The organism is Amycolatopsis sp. CA-211722 (assembly GCF_056828465.1).
Map to the genome: position 1 here is coordinate 5925969 of NZ_CP184752.1, position 16569 is coordinate 5942537.

Below are 16569 nucleotides of genomic sequence, written 5' to 3' on the forward strand. Positions count from 1 at the left end.
CCAGCGCTCCTTTCCCAGCGTTGCTCGTGTGCCTACTGTCGGGGCCAGCCCGCGTAGAGGTGCGAGTCGCTTCTGCTGGCAGGCCAGGTGGAGCGCTTCTAGCTCGTGACGTTGAGCCTGCTGGGAATTGAAGACACAGATCACGCTCGTCAGTGGACAGCGTGCCCTGGCTTCCCGCCAGCTAGTCGAGAACTTCTCGGTGTCCACCGGCAGGTTGAGCAGCACCAACCGGCGACGACAAAGCAGGTCCACACCATCGACGCCGGGGTTCGCCTGGAGCGCGGTCTCCTGGTTCCGTTGTGTCTAGCCGAGACCGTGCGCGCGGAGTGCATCTACATGGCAAGTCGTGCTGCACCGAAGTACGTCGTCACATCACGCTCGGTCGACTGTCCAATGTGTCTGGATATCGCAGCGCAAGCCGAGACAACCTGGCTGCCGGTCATCCACACAGCAGACTCAACGTCTCCGGATTCCCGGATCTGGTGGGCTTCGGTGCGAGGTGATCGTCCGCTGCTGGACTGGCTACGGGATCCAGAGGGGTACAAACGGGCCCGTTCCCATCGGACTGCGGCCGGACACTTGGCTGAGTTGGTGGCGCGGGCGCCGGTTGCTGAGGTGATCAGTGTTCGGGGCGATGTGCTGTCGCACAGCGGAAATCTGATTGAGCCCGGTTCCGGGAAGGACGTGACGGTGCTTGTCCGTCGTGTGATGGCGGGCGTTGACGCTTGTAAAGGGGATTCGGTGTGCGCGGAGGTGCTGTGCGGTCCGGACAGGTCCGGTGCCTGAGCTACAACCTGTTCGCATACGGCGACGACCTTGAGCGGACTGAGCTTGGCCACAAGATGATCCGGCAGCAGCGTGCGGAGGCGGCCAAGGCGAGTGATGCACAGGTGGTCGCTGTGCAGGAGCTGATCGCCGAAGGCCCGGCGGTAGGTGAATTGCGGTGGCGGTGGTGCTGTCGCTGGTGGCCAGGGCCTGGTTCGCGGAGTACGGCGGGGCGCGAGGGATGGCGGTTGCGGACGCTGGCTGAGGCAACAGGGTTGCGGTGTGAGTACGAGCGGAATCGGCCGGCCGTCGGGGTGGGCAATCTGCGTAATCACCTGGGTTTGTTGTGGTCGGAGGAGCTGAGCCCGGCTGGTGGGTTCGCTGTGGTGGCAGGTCAGGCGTTGTGGCATGCGTATCTGCAGCTGGTCATCGTCGAGGCGGCAGCATGAGCAGGCTGGCAAGTCGGGTGGCTGGGCCGAGCACGCTGATGGCGATCGCGACGGTCGCGGCCGGGTGCGGCCCAACCCTGGTGAGCCCGCCGGCGCAGTCGCCGACGACGACCCGGACGATCGGGCTGGCGACCCGGGTCCCGCCGTACGCGGGCGCACCGGCTGTGCGGGACCCACTGCCGGCCACAGTGCTGTCCGGCCATCCGTGCGCGGCCGCGCTCACCCCGGCCCAGGTGACGCAGGTGCTGGGGATCGAGGCCTTCGGCAAGCCCGATCGGACCGAACCGGCAGGCCCGACCTGCCGGTGGGAGAACCCGGTGACCGCCCGGACCGTGCGGGTGCAGTACGCGACGACCCACCGGCAGGGCCTGAGCGCGGTGTATCCCTCGCCAGGCCCGGAGGAGGGCTGGGTGTGGCGGGAAGGGACGGTGGGCGGTTTCCCGTCGGTGGTCACGACCCGGGATCCGCAGTGGTACTGCACGGTCATGGTCGGCCTGGCCGACGACGCCGCGGTCGGGGTCTCGCTGATCGGCCGCGTCGGCGACGCCCGTGACGTGTGCGCGGCGACCGGGCAGGCCGCCGAGCTGGTCGTCACCTCCTTGCGGAAGCAGGTGGGACGGTGACGACGCCAGCAGAAGCCACCGGACGCGACCGGGCTGGCCGACTGCCGTCGGTGATGGCCGATCATCCCGGGTGGTGGCTCGACGGCGAGGGGCGCTGGCGGCGGCTCCTGCGTGCGCCGGGTGCGGTGTGGCTGGCTGTGGCCACACCGCACCCTGGCGGCGGTCGCGAGATCGTGCTGGAGCTCGTCGAGGGGCGGCCGGCCACTGAGCCGGAGGTCGACATCGTCGACCCGGCTGCGCTGCCCGACACCGGTTCCGGGCTGCGCGCAGCCCTGCTGGCTGCGGGGCCGGTGGCGAGGATCCGCACCAGTGATCTCTGGGAGGCCCTGGTCGGCGCGATTCTCCGGTGCACCACCGCACCTGAGCGTGCTCGAGAGCTGTACGGGAAAGCCTCACGGGGACTCGGGCATGGCCATGACACGGCGTTCGGCCGGGACTGGCGGTTCCCCACTCCCGCTGTGGTTGTGCAGTTGGCCCCGGACGTATTCGATAGCTACGGGCTGGGCGAGGTCCGTGATCGGCTGCGCACCGCGGCGTGGGTTGTCCGGGCGATCAAAGCGGGCTGGCACAGCGTGCCGTGGGACAGTCTCGCCGTGATCCTGGCGCCGGTACCGCGCCTGGGCTCCGCGATCACCGGTGCGGCGATCGCGGACCTTTCCGGTGACTTTCGGTTTCTCCCAGCCGATGACGTCCTCGTCATCAGCCGGGTCCGCGCTATGGATCCGGCGGGGTCCTGGCCCGAGGCAGCCGCGGCGTTCGGCACCCGCTGGCTGGCGATGGTCGGGACCGAGCGGTCGGCCTGGACGGTGCTGGCCCTTGCCGTCGATACCCGGCCCTGGCCGCCGTATCGCGGGTGGCCCCGCCCCACCGGCGCGCTACCGCAGCCGGATTCCGATGACACCAGGAAGGGAGTAGAAGCACGGTGAATCCTCACGATTCGGTGCCGGACACCGCGATGGACGACGTCATCACGGGTGGCGGTCGCATGAAGATCGGGACTCGCCGCTACCAGGTCGATGCGGTCCGCGCGTGCATCACGGAACTGCGGGACGGGGGCCGCGGGCAGCTGATCTCTGCCTGCGGCACGGGGAAGACGGTGATGTGCCAGCGGGTCGCCGAATTGGTGTGCGCACCTGGTGGGGTGGTCGTGATCGCCTGTCCGTCGATCGCGCTGGTCTTGCAGGTCCTGCGGGAGTGGAACCAGACCAATCACGACCATGTCGCGCTCGCCGTGTGCGGGGACGACTCCGTCGGGGACTGCGCCGCGACCGCCGCTGACCTGCCCGGTTCTGTCACGACCAGCCCGGAGACCGTCGCGGCCTGGTTGCGGCGCCCGGCGGTCACGGCGATCCGGTTGATCGTGAGCACGCACCGCTCCGCGCACCTTGTCGGTGAAGGTATGCGGCGCGCCGGGACCGTCGCGGAACTGCTCATCGTGGACGAGGCCCATCGATCAGCCGGCAGGGTCGACAAGCACACCGCGCTTCTGCACGACGACCAGCAGATCGCGGCCGTGCGGCGGGTGTATACCACCGCCACCCCCAAGGTTGTCCGCGCGGGCCGGAAGCGCTGCGGTCCGGAGAGAGTCGGGATGGACAACCAGGGCGTCTACGGACCTGAACTGTTCCGGTACACCGTCGCCGAGGCTATCGCCGAGGGCTATCTCGACAACTACCGGCTCGTGGTCATGGGAGTGACACGCCGGGAGATCCTCGAGCATCTGGCGTGTTTGCCGCGCGAGGCGGTCGCGAGCCTGTCCAGTCCTACGGGGCTGCACACCGCGATGGTTCAGACCGTGCTGGCCCGCGCCGCTGTCCAGTTCGGACTCCGACGTGTCCTGACGTTCTGCCGCCGGGTCAACGAGTCGAGAGAGTTCGCGCGGACGATGGCGCGCACCCTCCAGGCGTTGCCCGCCGACCTGCGGCCGGCCAGGCCGCTGCACGCGGCGCATGTCGACGGCACGATGCCCGTCAGCGAACGCGAGAGAATCCTGGCCACCCTGGTGACCCCGCCCGACGAGGGGTGGACCGTGGTGAGCAACGTGCGGTGCCTGTCAGAGGGAGTCGATGTCCCCTCGGTCGACGCGGTCGCGTTCACCTCACCGAAGCAGTCGGTCATCGACATCATCCAGGCTGTCGGGCGAGCGCTGCGCCGCAATCCGGAGGGATCCGGCGTCGCGACGATCCTGGTGCCGATCCTGCTGCCCGACGATCCCGTCGAAGTCGAGGACGTCGATAGCCAGGTGTGGCAGGTCGTGCGGGCGTTGCGTGCTCACGACACCGTGCTGGGCGAGGCGCTGGATCGCGGTCGCGCGGACCTGGGCAGACGGGACGGGGATCCCCAGCCACTGGAACAGATCGTGGTGAATCTGCCGGAGGGCTACGACGACGGGAGATTCCTGCGGTACCTCAACGCCCGCATCATTTCGACCTCCACCACCAGCTGGTGGGACGGGTACGGCCATCTCACGCGTTTCCACGGCGAGCACGGGCACGCGCACGCCGGTGGCGATGATGTCGCCGACGACGGTTCCGAGACCGGCTACGCGCTGGGTGCGTGGGCCGATCGGTGCCGCGACTCGCATCGTCGCGGTGTCCTTCCCGCCGACCGGGCAGAGGCGCTGCGCGAACTCGGCTTCGACTTCGAACCCGACGCGGTGGCGTGGCATGCCGGGATCGGGGCTGCGCGGAAGTTCCACGCCAAGAACGGGCATCTCGAACCCGTGCGGTCGACGAAGGTCGACGGCGTGGAACTGCGGTCGTGGCTGGACAAGCAACGGTCCCGGGCCGCCGCGGGGAGCCTCTCGGCAGAGCGGATCGCGCAGCTTGACACGCTCAGCATGAGGTGGGGCGCCGAGCCCGCGACGTTCGACGAGTACCTGTCGATCCTGCGGGCGTATTACGACGAGCACGGCCACATCACCATCGCGCCGGATCCCGCGACTCCGTTAGGTCGTGTGGGGGAGTGGCTGATCCATATCCGGATTCAGCATCGGTTGAGGAAGCTCACCGACGACCAGGTCGCCGCGCTCGACGCGCTCGGCATGCAGTGGACCACGCGGACCGGGTCTGCGCTGATGCCGCAGTTCTCCGCCCCGCTCAGCTGATCAACCGCGGGACGTCCATGTGCTCCGTCCTGGGCGCCACCGCGGTCGCCCTCGTCCTGAACTGACCAAGGGACCTTTCGCCATGTCAGCACGATCGCCCCGCCCCGCGAGCCCGCGCCGTCGGCACGGCACCGCGTCCAGCGCCGGCGGCCGGGCGCCGGACCTGGCCCTGTTCGATCTGCGCTCCGTCGGCGCCGAACCAGGCCCAGCGGTACTCCGAGACCGCCCATACCAGGTCGCCGCCGTCGACGCATGCGTAGCCGGCCTGGTCGGAGGAGGACGTGGGCAGCTGCGGACCGCATGCGGTACCGGAAAAACCCACATGGCCATGTGGACCGCGCAACGCCTCCCAGTCACCAGCGGAGTCGTGGTCGTCGTCGCGCCCACGGTCGGGCTGGTCACCCAGATCCTCAGGTCCTGGGCCGCACACGACCAGCACCACACCGCTCTGGCCGTGTGCGGCGACGACACCGTCCTGCCCGACTCGGCGGTGACCGTCGACGACATCACCGAGCCGGTCACCACCGATCCCGACGTCGTCGCGCACTGGCTCCGTAGCGCACCCGCCGACCAGGGAACCCGGCTGATCGTGGGAACGCACCTGTCCGCGCACATCGTCGGGGAAGGGCTGCAGAAAGCACAAATCGTTGCCGACCTGCTCGTCGTCGACGAAGCGCACCACACCGTCGGAGCGGCCGACAAACATTCCGCGCTGGTCCACGACGACGAAATCCTGCCCGCGCTGCGGCGGCTCTATCTCACCGCCACCGCCCGAATCCTCAGCCCGGCCCAGCGAGCCGCTCGCGCTGCCCGCGGCACGGTCGATCACACCCACAGCATGGACCAGGAGAGCGTCTACGGGCCGGTCCTGTATCGCTACTCGACCTCGCAGGCCATCGCCGACGGCTACCTCGACAACTTCCAGCTCGCGGTCATCGGCGTGACCCGCTCCGAGGTGTCCTCGCTGCTGCGACGTGCGCTCGCCCGCGGCGGCAAACAACCCAAGTTGCACACGGCGATGGTCCACACCGCCATCGCCCGCGCCGCCAGAAGCTACGGGCTGCGCCGCATCGTGGCCTTCTGCTCCCGTGTCGCCGACGCCGCGACGTTCGCGGACACCTACACCTCGTCCTTGGACCTGCTGCCTGATACACACCAGCCCGATTGGCCACTGCACACCGCGCATGTGCACGGCGGAATGTCCGCCGCAGAACGCGACGCCGTGCTGCGAACGCTCGACCAGCCACCCGACGACGGGTGGACCGTCGTCAGTAACGTGGCCTGCCTGTCCGAGGGAGTCGACGTCCCCGCGCTCGACTGCGTGGCCTTCACCTCACCGAAACGCTCCACCGTCGACATCGTCCAAGCCGTCGGCCGGGCACTGCGCCCCAACCCACACGGCAGCGGGACCGCCACGATTCTCGTACCGATCCTGCTGCCCGACGACAACACCGACGACGTCGACCCCGGCGACTTCGAACAACTCTGGGAGGTAATCCGGGCGCTTCGCGCCCACGACGACATTCTCGCCTCAGCCCTCGACCACAGCCGCGCGCACGGGTTCCGCGACACCGACCAGCTGCCCCGGATCTCCGTCGACCTCCCCGCGGGCTATGACCACGACGGGACGTTCCTGCGACACCTGACCGTGCAGCTGGTCAAATCGGCCACAACTCACTGGTGGGACGGCTACGCCCGGGTGGCCGCCTACCACGCCGCCCACGGCACCATCGGCGTGCCGCAGACCATCGTCCATGACGGGTTTTCTCTGGGCAGATGGCTCGATCAGGCTCGCAAGGCACACCGTCTGGGGCGACTGCTGCCCGAGCAGATCGCCGCCCTGGAGAAACTCGGCATCGTCTGGGATCCCGCGGCCGAACCCGAACGACTCGGGAGGGACGCGGTGCGCCGCTTCCACGCGGCGTCCGGCGACCTCCGCCCGACGTTCGACTTCGTCGACGACACTGGATTCCCTCTGTACCAGTGGCTCGCGAGGTGCCGCCAGAAACACCGCAAGGGACAGATGTCCGACGAGCTGTACCAGTTCCTCACCGAACACGGCATGGTGTGGGACCCCATCGACGACAAGTGGAACACAGGCCTCGCGGCCGCGAAGGCATTCCACGACACGTACGGACATCTGCGCGTCCCCGTCACCCACCAAGCCTATGATTCTCACGGCCGCCCTTACGATCTGCGGGCATTCCTGGACCGTTGCCGCTCCAATCGGCGCCACGGCAAACTGAGCACGGCTCGCGTCGCGGAGCTTGACGCGCTCGGTATCGACTGGACGCCGAACGACACCGCCTGGAAGAAGTCGCTCGCAGCACTGACCACCTATCACGACCAGCACGGCGACCTCAACGTCTCCGGCGATCGCTACGTCGTGGACGGAGTCAACATCACCGACATCCTCTGGGTCGCCCGCAGGGACTACGCTGACGGCACCCTCGCGGCCTCGCGCATCGCCGATCTCGAAGCCCTCGGCATCGACTGGACACCGGGGAAATGGGGCCGTCTCATCGAGACGCTGCGCGCCTACCGCGCGGAACACGGGAACATTGACGTCCCGCACGATTTCCGTGCCCACAACTGCAATGTCCGCGTGTGGCTCGGCCAGCGCCGCCGGGATCGCAACGCCGGGGTTCTCACCGACGACCAGATCGCCATCCTCGACGCGCTCGGGATGAACTGGGGCACCTACGCCAACCGTGAACGGCTGTGGGCCGAGAAGTTCGCACAAGCCCAGCGTTTCCATGCCGCGCATGGGCACCTGCGTCCTGGAAACGGAAAGAACACCAGCGACGAGGAAGCCGCGCTCTACCAGTGGCTGAACGCTCAGCGGCGACTCTTCGCGCGCGGGAAACTCTCACCTGAGCGGGTCGCCGCCCTCGACAGCCTGGACATAGACTGGAATCCCGTGACACGCAAAGAATTGCAATGGCAGCAGGCATATGAGGGGGTCAAGGCGTTCCACGCCGAACACGGGCACCTTGCCATCGCCAGTGACCCGAGACATCCCGAGCGCCGAGCGCTGTCCAAGTGGCTCGGACACCAGCGCTCCTATCACGCAAACGGGACAGTCAGCGCGGAGCGGGTCGCGAAACTGACCGAACTCGGCATGGACTGGCGCGTTCTGAGCTCCGGCGACAGGGCGTGGGAGATCCGGTTTACCGAAGCCACGGTGTATCACGCCCGACATGGATCGCTCGACGATATTCCGCGCGGGCACACCACCAGTACGGGGTTCGGTCTTGAATGCTGGCTGCGGACTTGTCAGCGCGCCGCGGGCACCGGCGACCTCGCCCCGGACCGCAAGAACCGGCTGGCGGCTCTCGGAGTCGTGTTCGCACCAGGTCGCCGTCATGCCAAGGCAGGGGATGCTCATGCCCTTGCGTAACTGGACTGCCGACCAGGCGTTCGCCGCGCTATGTGAAGTCTCGCAGAGCACGAACGTCAAACTTCACGACGTCGCCGCAGTGATTGTGTCCGCACGCGCCCGTCGAGCCATCAGGCATCGAGCAGGAGGTCTCGCGGCAGGTTCTTCACGAGGTCCGACTTCGCGTGCGAACTTCGGACAGTAAGCGTAGATAGCAGTGCGCTCGCGGCTATCTGGCGATCCGTCACCACAACGCTTACGCTGTCGAACGCAAGTTCGAGCAAAGCTCTCCCGTCCTGCTTCCCCCACGGCGAGACGAGCGCAACGAGAGCAGGTAGGTCATGAAGAAGTGGGGATGGGCGCAGCGCACGCACGGCAGCTCGGCCTACTGGACCGTCTTCCTTTTCGCTCAGGGTGACTGGCGCCTGATTCAGCACGCCTGGGATCCGTGGACCGACGACACCGACGGGGCCGAGTGTATGCGACGCAACTGGGAGCCTCGCCTCTGGCCGGACGGACGCTACCGGGTCGTCGTCACGGACAAGATGGACGAATTCGCCACGACGACCTTCGCCGACGTCGAGGTGGGCTGAGTGACCGGGCGACGCCACCGGCAGAACCAAGGCGGCTGGATAGACGATAGGCTTGCTCTTCGCCTATCAAAGCAGTGAGGTGCTACGTGAACTGGTGGCAAACGCCGCTCGTCAGTGCGGGTACCGCACTGATCGTGACGCTCCTTGTGGAATACATGGCTAAACCATGGCTGGAAGCACGCAAAGATCGAATTCTGAGCGAGGTAAAGGCCTTAAGGGAGCTGCGGGTTTTCCTGGGTAAGATTGAAGCCACGGCAATTAAGCTGAGCGGTGTCACTAGCGGAGAAGAGACCGTCGCAAAGTGGATTTTAGAGCTAGATTCTGAACTTACAAAGAATATTGACTCTGCGTTTGAACGCTATGCACTCTTGGGGGCCAAGCTGCCCAGCGATGTGGAGCCTTTATGCAGGGAGGTGATCGGAGAAATTAGTAGTGTGCAGGTTCGAATGAGCTTCGCCGTTAATGTCCTGCAGTCTTATGGTAATACAGATGATTTTCGAGAGAGTGTTAAAGAGTTTATCCAAGACAACGCGGCGCGAATGATAGAAATGGGAATTGTTCTAAAACTTTTGGTTGGCCTTCGAAATCGAAGAATCAATCGACCCAAGCGCAAAGTTGCACTGAAGGTCTATAAAGAAAGGATCAGCAAGGATACTTCGAATCTGAAATCGTTCCGAGAGTCGTCGGCTCAGGTGCAGGAATCTTCGTCCTAAGCTTCCCCGCTGAGTTCGAGAAACCTGGGGTGCCATGCGCAGTGCCACCGGCGCGGTCTCGGTCGCGCTAGGCCCTGGTGTTGCCGACCCCCTTGAAGGACAGTCTGTAGCGGCCGGGCTTCAACTGGTTCCTTTGGATGTAGAATCGACTGTTGACGTGTTAGCAACTGGGATGAAGCAGAGGTAAAGCTTTGACCGAAATCTTGGATACCGACCAGCGGCGAGCGTTGACGTTCGTGCATGCGGCGACGCGGGGAGGGCATCGCCCTTCCGTGAGGGAATTGAATGAATGGCTTTGGCGACCGCGTCCGAAGCCGAGTCGCCGGGGTCCCCTGCTTGAGCCTGCGAAGCCCTCACCCTTCGCGTCGAATCTCCTGGGTGGCCTGTCGCAGTTAGCTGCAACCAATCTAGAAATTGCAAATTCGATTAAAGCTGCAATGGGGCCAAGTTTCAATATGTTTAGCGGTACCGCGGCGAAGTATGGCCCCGACGTGCCCGAAGAGCCTTTCGTAGATCATCTGGTTAGGTTGGGCTGGCTTGAGCAGCAAGGAGACTCGCTCGGCGTCACGCCACTGGGACGCGCCCTTCTTCGCAATGCTTCAATCGAAGATCAGAGCGACGAAAGTGTTCAATCTGTCATGCTTGGCGCAAACGACGCGTTGGCTTATCCAACCTTTATCGGTCACATGGCGGAGGCGGGAGACGGACTCATCATCGACCCATATACGCGAGTTGATCAACTGCTTCCTGTGTTGCAGCAGACTACAATTGCCCGTTTGCTTGTGTCTGAGAATCTAAGTCAAGGGGATCGTGCCGCACTAGCAGTCCTTGTTCAAAGTGGTGTAGCGGCACGAGATTTTGAGTTGCGATGCGCCGCCAAGGGGACGCTTCATGACCGGTATATAATTGGCAATTCGGCGGCCTACACGATTGGCACCTCGATGGGAACAATCGGAGGTAAGCATTCGACCATCTTGACGCCGCTCCCTGAGCCTATTGCTGATGACGTGCGCAGCCGCGTGGAGGAGTGGTGGGATGCAGCGACCGTCCTTGCTGTCTTCCCGCCAGTCGAACCGGAAGAGGTCGACGAAGCAGACCAAGCCTGATCGAAGTTTGCGTTAGTGAACGAGCCTCTGCGAATGTCCGTGCACCTGGTCAACCTAGAAAGCCCGCCCTGACCTGCGGAGGCTCCTCCGCGCGCCGACCCTCCGGGTAACCTCCCGTCGGACGACGCTCTGGGGAGGGCACATGGGATTGGTGCATGAGCTCGCCGATGGGGTGCGAACGGCGCTCGCCAAGATGAAGGCGGCCACGGCGGCTCTCAAGACCGCTGGTCACTGGTCAGGACCTTGAAGAAGCTGGCGGGAAGTGGTCGGAGGTCGCGGCCGGTGTGTCTGACCCCGACTTCACGAGACTGCCGGGCTTGCCCGCCGAGGTGAAGTCTTCGTCGGAGTCGGTCTCCGGCCTGATTGGCCGGTCCTCGGACCTACTCGAAGGCTACCTCCGCGACTTGGGAGTGCCGGCGGAGTCTAGTTCGGCTGGAGCTTCTGGACAGTCCGCTCCTCCTAGTCCAGCCAGTTCGTCCAGTAATCAGGACGAGGATGACGACCTGGTCGAGCAGGTGCGGCGGGAGTTGCCGCCGCCGGTGACACGCGGGCGCGGGGTGAAGACACATGGCCGCTGGTTCGCACCTGGTAAAAACACTGCGCCTGTGACCAGCGGGCGGGACGACCGCACGGACCGCGTGAACGAGATCGTGAAGGAGGCCGGGTGCCCGTTCGTGCCCTTGACGGCGGCCGCGGACGTGGAACTCAAGATCGCGGCCGAGATGCGCGACAGCGGGATCACGGACGCCACGGTGGTCATCAAGAACGTGCCATGCCAGGGCCAGGCGAGCTGTGACGATCTGCTGGGTGTTGTGCTGCCGGAGGGAAGCACGCTAACGGTTCATGGGACGGGCGGGTTCACGAAGGTGTATCGGGGAGGGAAGCAGTGGTGACGTTCGATGCCTGGTTCGATCCAGGTCAGCGGGAACCCCTCGCGGTGAGCACGCCCGAGGAGGTGGACGAGCTGCTGGACCGGATGGTGGCCGAGGCCGAGTCGCCGGAAGTCGAGGTGGGCTTGGTGGCCCAGCTCGACCGCCGGGACGAGGACGGCTGGTCGATCCTTCAGTTCGGCGTGCGCGCGACGGCAACGACGTGCGGGTTCGTCGGCTTCGCGGGCAAGAACGAGACGAGCGCCATCAGCTCGTCGGGCGGGACGTCTCCGGAGCCCGTGGCCTACGACTACCAGTCGCATGAGCGCGAGGTGCCGAGCAACGCGGAGATCGCGTGGGCCGAAGTTCGTAGGGCCGTTCACGACTACGTGTCTTCGGGAGGCGCTCGCCCTAGTGGCCTGACATGGAGAGCAATCGGATGAATATGTCTACTTTTTCCGAAATTGCTTCGTTTGCTGTTCCAGCATTGACGGTCACGCTCGGGAGTGCGGTCGCACTACTGGCCGCCAGAATTGTTTTCCGCAGCAGGGAATATGAAACCCATATTAAGCTGCCCGGGTTATTTGTATCCCTTGACACCAAGAATGATCCGAGGCGCAAGGTCGACCTTGAAGAGGAACGCGCGGACGGCGAATCCAATGATAGTGAGACCGAGAGTAAGCCCGAGGGCGATATTGCGGAACGCGAAGAACTAAGAGGAGAGTGGCCGCCCGACCTTCGCGCCGCGACTTTTTCGGGCGCCGCCCGCAAGGGTAACTTGCCAGATTTTCATCTGGAGAAGTGGAGGGTCGAAGAAGAACGCCTTCGCGCGACTCAATTCGAGATCTACGAGAAATACCATGCTTCTGCAATCCGAACCAGTGGTCGATACTCGGCGGCCGCGTACGTCGCCTTCGTTGGCGGCCTCATAATCCTGCTCGTAGCGGCCGTTCTGGTACTTTTTAACTTAATTGCGCCATCGATTGCAACGGGTACAGTGGCCCTATTGGATTTCGCGTCGGGCGCATTCTTTAGCAGGATGGCTAAAAATGAACAAGCGAGAGCCGATGAAAAGTTTGCGGCGATTAATCGCGAGGTCGATCGAACTAAGTCACTGAGTGAATCATTGAGAATTGCGCACTACATCAAGGATGAGCGCGTGCGCGACACTGTCCTTGCGCAGCTCGCTCTCGGCGGAACGTCACGTGCTATATCGGAGCCTAATGCACCTCGCGAGGCTAACTCCGACGAAGGGCTTCAACAAGAGCCCGAGTGGTAGTGGCTGCTAACACCTATTCCAGCCGCCGGGACTGGTGAACGCGGTGTGTCGATCGTGGCACACCTTGCACAGCGGTCGGAGTCGGTGCCAGGCGTCGGGGTCGGCTACTCCGCGGGCGACGAGGGAGCGTCGGGTTTCGGGGTGGTGGTCGGCCACTGTGGCCTGTTACCGGCACTGCGCGCAGAGTCGATGTTCGCGAAGGTAGGCGACGCGGTACTTCTGCCAGTCTCGGCCGTAGCCGCGTTGGGCGGCGGTGCCTCGGGCTTGGTCGGTCTCGCGGCGTTGTTCTCGGCGGCAGGTTATGCACGGTCCGGCGGGGACGGTGCGTCGGCAGGTTGGGCAGACGCGGCCGGGCTGGCTCGGCATGTCGTCGCCGGTCAGGTGCCTGGTCCGGGCCGTGGTCGCCGGTGCGCGCGGTCGGCGTCGGCTTCGGCTTGCCAGTCGCTCCAGCGGCGCCCGTTCTGGAGGCGGGTGTAGCGCGGGATGCGGTTGGCGGGGATGCCGACTGGCGCGGGGCCGAGGACGGCGAGCAGGTCGGATTCGGCTTGGGAGTGCCATCTGGCGTCCTGAATGGCTTGTCCGTGAGTACGGCGTGACGGCTCACTGAATCGGCCATTGTGGCGATGACCTGGGGAATCACCGAATTCGGTTCCGGGAGTGGTCCGGGAGGGTTCAGTGAGTGATTCAGGAAGGTTCTGGTCGCGCCAGCATCGCGCGCAGTGCCGGTTCTCTCCCGGTTCGGGAACCTGGACCGTGCCGGGCGGCGGCGCCAGGAAGAGGGTCTTGCCGGGCCGGTTCACGCTCTGGTGGAAGTGCCAGGACGTCACCGCGATTCGACGACACCCACCGGAGGCTGATGGCCGCGCTCCAACGCCGGCAAGCGGCGCGCCGCAACCGGCCGGGCGGCTACTGGATCGCGGAAACCCACCCGGCCGCAGCCTACGATGCCATCCGCGTCACCATCCCCGCCGACCAGAGCCCGTGGGCGATCGTGGCGGCCGACGGCGCCTACGCACCCATGGGACACCTGGGCATCACCGACTGGCCCACCATCAGCGCGATGACCACGGCAGACCTGCACGACATCGTGACCCGCTGCCACACCTGGGAACACGGCACCGATCCCGACGCGCGGACGCTGCCGCGCGCGAAACGCCACGACGACAAAACCCTTACAGCAGTGCGTATCCGGCTGCTTTTAGCGAACGAGCCTCGCCCAGCACCAATAGGTGGTAGCACGGCATCGTTACAGACCGTGCGTCCTTGTCCTGGCGGGGAGCCACTCGGCGGGAGTGGGTGATCTCGCCACGGGGGCGTAGATCCGTCCCCGGAGGTCCGGCTCACTCAGGTTTCACGAGGAGTAACGGCGGCGGAGAAGGCGCTTCCAGTCCCGCAACCGGATACCCCAGATGAGGTTCGCCTTAGATCGGCTAGCCTTAGCCGTGCTGTGAACGGTGTCACCGTTCACAGCACACGAGGTTCCAGACTCTCCGCGGTGTCTCCAGTCGGGGTAGCCGGAGACACCGGCGAACCCGCGCGTGAGCGCAGGTCCAGTCATCACGACAGGAGAAGTCTTGTCCACCTCAAGAAAAATGAAGAGCACGGTCCCCGCAGGCGGCACTCCGCCTGCGGGAAACCCTGGCCAGCACCGTTGGAGCGGTCCTGGCTGGAACCGTTTCTTCATCCTGCTCCAGCTGGCAAACCAGCTGGTGGCCTTGACCCTCGTTCTCGCAAAGGCGTGAGGTCGTAGGCGCGGGGTCGGGTGGCCACTGAGTGTCCGCTCGACCCCGTCAGGTCGCGCCGCCCCGGGCGACGCGGTGTCACCCCTAGAGGTGACACCGGCCAGAGCGTACCGCATGGCTCAGTAACGTTACGAAGTGACGTTACTGAGCCATCGGCGAGGCTGCGCCGCCTTGGGTTTCGCCAGCTGGAACCGAGGCCTCGTCATCATGCAGGAGCCGATCACTCGCGACACCGTGAAGGTCGTGTTCACCCTTAGTCGTAGAACCAGAGCTGGTCTTCGGCCTGGTCGAGGCAGTCGTACTGAAACGCACGCGCGCCGTTGACGTTGTTAGCCCCTGACACCGCGAGACAGCGGTCCGTGTAGGAGTTGCGGTAGCGCTGCAGCAAGCGACCTTCGGAATCGAGGCCCCTGTTCTCAACGATCCAGAGCTGGTCTTCGTAGGCGATGGTGCAGTCGTACTGATAGGCGGCCGCACCATTGACATTGTTGGTGCCCTGCACGGCGAGGCAGCGCCCCGTGTTCGCGTTGCGGATCCAATAGAGGGCATCTGCGCCCTGGCCCTTCATATGCCAAAGGTTCCACAGCTGATCCGCGAAGTTTTTGTTGCAGTCGTACTGGTAGGCCGGTCCGCCGTTGATGTCGCTCGGGCCGTGCACCGCCAGACAACGGTCGGTGTAGGAGTTGCGGTATCGCCACGTGCTGACCCTGCGAGCGTTGCGATCCTGCACCCCGATGGTGGTCTGCGAGTCCGCGGCCGTGCCGACCTGCGGTACCGCCGCGTGGCTGGGCTCCGCTACCGACAACAGCGACAGCGCCGAAACGGTCGCGACCAGGACGGCACGCACGGATGTGTGTGGCATGTCGATCGGCCCCCCGAAATCGAACGATGTCATCCGGTCACGATGCTGGCCAGTTCTTCGCTGACCGACCAGAGACCATCCGAGTGAACTGTGACGAGCTTTCTGCTTGGCAGCGCATGTGCCGACACCGTTCCGCCCCCGCGATCACCGCCCTTGCACTTCGCCCCGGACTCCGCCACCACTGCCACTGTCAGTCGTTCACCTGCATCGGCTCGTCCGGGAAGCGGCCTGCGAGCAAGCTCGCCACGAGCGTGGGGAGACTGGCGGGAAGGAGCTTGTCGGCCGCGGCGTCGAGCTCGGCGGCAGTCCACCATCGGCGGGCGAGGACGCTCGCGTGTTCGTTCGCGGTCGGGGTGAGCGCCATCGTGGGCTGGTCGTCGCTGATCCGGGCGAGGAAGACGTGATCGAGACGGTGATGGTCGCGGCCACGGTAGGTGAAGCGGCTCTCGCGGGTCCATAACAGACGGTCCACTGTGGACAGAATGATGCCGGACTCTTCGGTCACCTCCCGGCACGCTGTCTGATGTAGCGTTTCGCCGGACTCGACGCCGCCACCGGGCAGTTCCCACCATCGGTGCCCCGGGATCGTCGGGATCGCAGGCGTGAATGAGCAGAACGCGGTCCTGGGCATCGAGCAGCAAGACTTGGGCACCCACGCGGGGTCTGGTCGCGGGAGGCATGGCGCAACTCCTCGTGACTGAAGATCGGTCGGTCCATGACCGCACAGCGGGGCGTCCCGGTCCGCCTAGGCGGGGGTGTGGAGCCAGCCGAGCTCGCCGGGATCGGGAATGTCGCCGCGTTTGGTGACGTCTTCACGGATTCTTTCCAGCCACTCGCGGGGTGTCCCGGGCCAGGTCTGGAATCCGGGCTCGTGGGCGGTGAGGTCGCCGACGCACACGTTCCGCGCGAAGAGCGCGTCGAGCATGGTCTCGGCGGTCTGGGTGATCTGGGGCAGGCTGGCGCCGGCGCCGAGGATGTTGCTCGCGGACACGAACACGTTGTGCAGGGGAACCCAGTCGTCGCGTGCGTAGTCGGTGAAGTAGTCGAGGTCTTCTTGGTACTTGTTGAAGTCTGTGGTCATCG

The 16569-nt window shown here is 65.3% G+C and carries 16 protein-coding genes and 1 pseudogene; 13 read left to right on the top strand and 4 right to left on the bottom strand.

Going from position 1 to position 16569, the window contains the following annotated elements:
• Positions 1-758: 758 nt before the first annotated feature.
• The 12 genes from ACOCEP_RS28055 to ACOCEP_RS28110 all read left to right on the top strand — a co-directional run bounded on the left by ACOCEP_RS28055 (position 759) and on the right by ACOCEP_RS28110 (position 12882).
• Positions 759-1214: a hypothetical protein gene (locus ACOCEP_RS28055; protein ID WP_482332038.1), complete on the top strand. Its 456-nt coding sequence runs from the start codon at positions 759-761 to the stop codon at positions 1212-1214.
• Positions 1211-1837, top strand: coding sequence for a DUF3558 family protein (locus ACOCEP_RS28060; RefSeq protein ID WP_482332039.1), 627 nt, complete (start codon positions 1211-1213; stop codon positions 1835-1837). The genes ACOCEP_RS28055 and ACOCEP_RS28060 overlap by 4 nt, the downstream gene beginning before the upstream one ends.
• The gene (locus ACOCEP_RS28065; RefSeq protein ID WP_482332040.1) at positions 1834-2763 is read left to right on the top strand and encodes a DNA glycosylase family protein; all 930 of its coding nucleotides are present in this window, start codon (positions 1834-1836) and stop codon (positions 2761-2763) included. The genes ACOCEP_RS28060 and ACOCEP_RS28065 overlap by 4 nt, the downstream gene beginning before the upstream one ends.
• A complete protein-coding gene (locus tag ACOCEP_RS28070; protein WP_482332041.1) occupies positions 2760-4943 on the top strand; it encodes a helicase associated domain-containing protein in 2184 nt (727 codons plus the stop codon). Before ACOCEP_RS28065 ends, ACOCEP_RS28070 begins: the two co-directional genes overlap by 4 nt.
• Positions 4944-5025: 82 nt before the next feature.
• Positions 5026-8343: a helicase associated domain-containing protein gene (locus tag ACOCEP_RS28075; RefSeq protein WP_482332042.1), complete on the top strand. Its 3318-nt coding sequence runs from the start codon at positions 5026-5028 to the stop codon at positions 8341-8343.
• The gene (locus ACOCEP_RS28080) at positions 8330-8527 is read left to right on the top strand and encodes an ANTAR domain-containing protein (RefSeq protein ID WP_482332043.1); all 198 of its coding nucleotides are present in this window, start codon (positions 8330-8332) and stop codon (positions 8525-8527) included. The genes ACOCEP_RS28075 and ACOCEP_RS28080 overlap by 14 nt, the downstream gene beginning before the upstream one ends.
• A gap of 136 nt (positions 8528-8663) precedes the next feature.
• Positions 8664-8915 (top strand): hypothetical protein, encoded by a 252-nt coding sequence (locus ACOCEP_RS28085; protein WP_482332044.1) that lies wholly within the window; start codon positions 8664-8666, stop codon positions 8913-8915.
• Positions 8916-9001: 86 nt separating this feature from the next.
• Positions 9002-9628 carry a hypothetical protein gene (locus tag ACOCEP_RS28090; RefSeq protein WP_482332045.1) on the top strand — a complete coding sequence of 209 codons (627 nt, stop codon included), beginning with the start codon at positions 9002-9004 and terminating at the stop codon, positions 9626-9628.
• Positions 9629-9819: 191 nt separating this feature from the next.
• A complete protein-coding gene (locus ACOCEP_RS28095; RefSeq protein ID WP_482332046.1) occupies positions 9820-10734 on the top strand; it encodes a hypothetical protein in 915 nt (304 codons plus the stop codon).
• Between the two features lie 539 nt (positions 10735-11273).
• Complete coding sequence (locus tag ACOCEP_RS28100) at positions 11274-11627, top strand: DddA-like double-stranded DNA deaminase toxin (RefSeq protein ID WP_482339836.1); 354 nt, start codon at positions 11274-11276, stop codon at positions 11625-11627.
• Positions 11621-12046 carry an Imm1 family immunity protein gene (locus ACOCEP_RS28105; protein ID WP_482332047.1) on the top strand — a complete coding sequence of 142 codons (426 nt, stop codon included), beginning with the start codon at positions 11621-11623 and terminating at the stop codon, positions 12044-12046. Before ACOCEP_RS28100 ends, ACOCEP_RS28105 begins: the two co-directional genes overlap by 7 nt.
• A complete protein-coding gene (locus ACOCEP_RS28110) occupies positions 12028-12882 on the top strand; it encodes a phage holin family protein (RefSeq protein WP_482332049.1) in 855 nt (284 codons plus the stop codon). Before ACOCEP_RS28105 ends, ACOCEP_RS28110 begins: the two co-directional genes overlap by 19 nt.
• A 377-nt stretch (positions 12883-13259) precedes the next feature.
• On the opposite strand, the pseudogene ACOCEP_RS28115 reads toward ACOCEP_RS28110, so the two are convergent.
• A pseudogene (locus ACOCEP_RS28115) lies at positions 13260-13457 on the bottom strand (GP88 family protein); the annotation flags it as partial.
• 281 nt (positions 13458-13738) lie between these two features.
• Between ACOCEP_RS28115 and ACOCEP_RS28120 the strand changes: the two are divergent.
• A complete protein-coding gene (locus ACOCEP_RS28120; RefSeq protein ID WP_482332050.1) occupies positions 13739-14182 on the top strand; it encodes a hypothetical protein in 444 nt (147 codons plus the stop codon).
• Between the two features lie 695 nt (positions 14183-14877).
• Here ACOCEP_RS28120 and ACOCEP_RS28125 read toward each other — a convergent pair.
• From ACOCEP_RS28125 to ACOCEP_RS28135, 3 genes are all read right to left on the bottom strand, one after another.
• Positions 14878-15519, bottom strand: coding sequence for an RICIN domain-containing protein (locus ACOCEP_RS28125; RefSeq protein ID WP_482332051.1), 642 nt, complete (start codon positions 15517-15519; stop codon positions 14878-14880).
• Between the two features lie 157 nt (positions 15520-15676).
• Positions 15677-16117, bottom strand: coding sequence for an NUDIX domain-containing protein (locus ACOCEP_RS28130; protein WP_482332052.1), 441 nt, complete (start codon positions 16115-16117; stop codon positions 15677-15679).
• A gap of 114 nt (positions 16118-16231) precedes the next feature.
• On the bottom strand, positions 16232-16567 hold the full coding sequence (locus tag ACOCEP_RS28135) for a hypothetical protein (protein ID WP_482332053.1): 336 nt from the start codon (positions 16565-16567) through the stop codon (positions 16232-16234).
• Between the last annotated feature and the right edge of the window lie 2 nt (positions 16568-16569).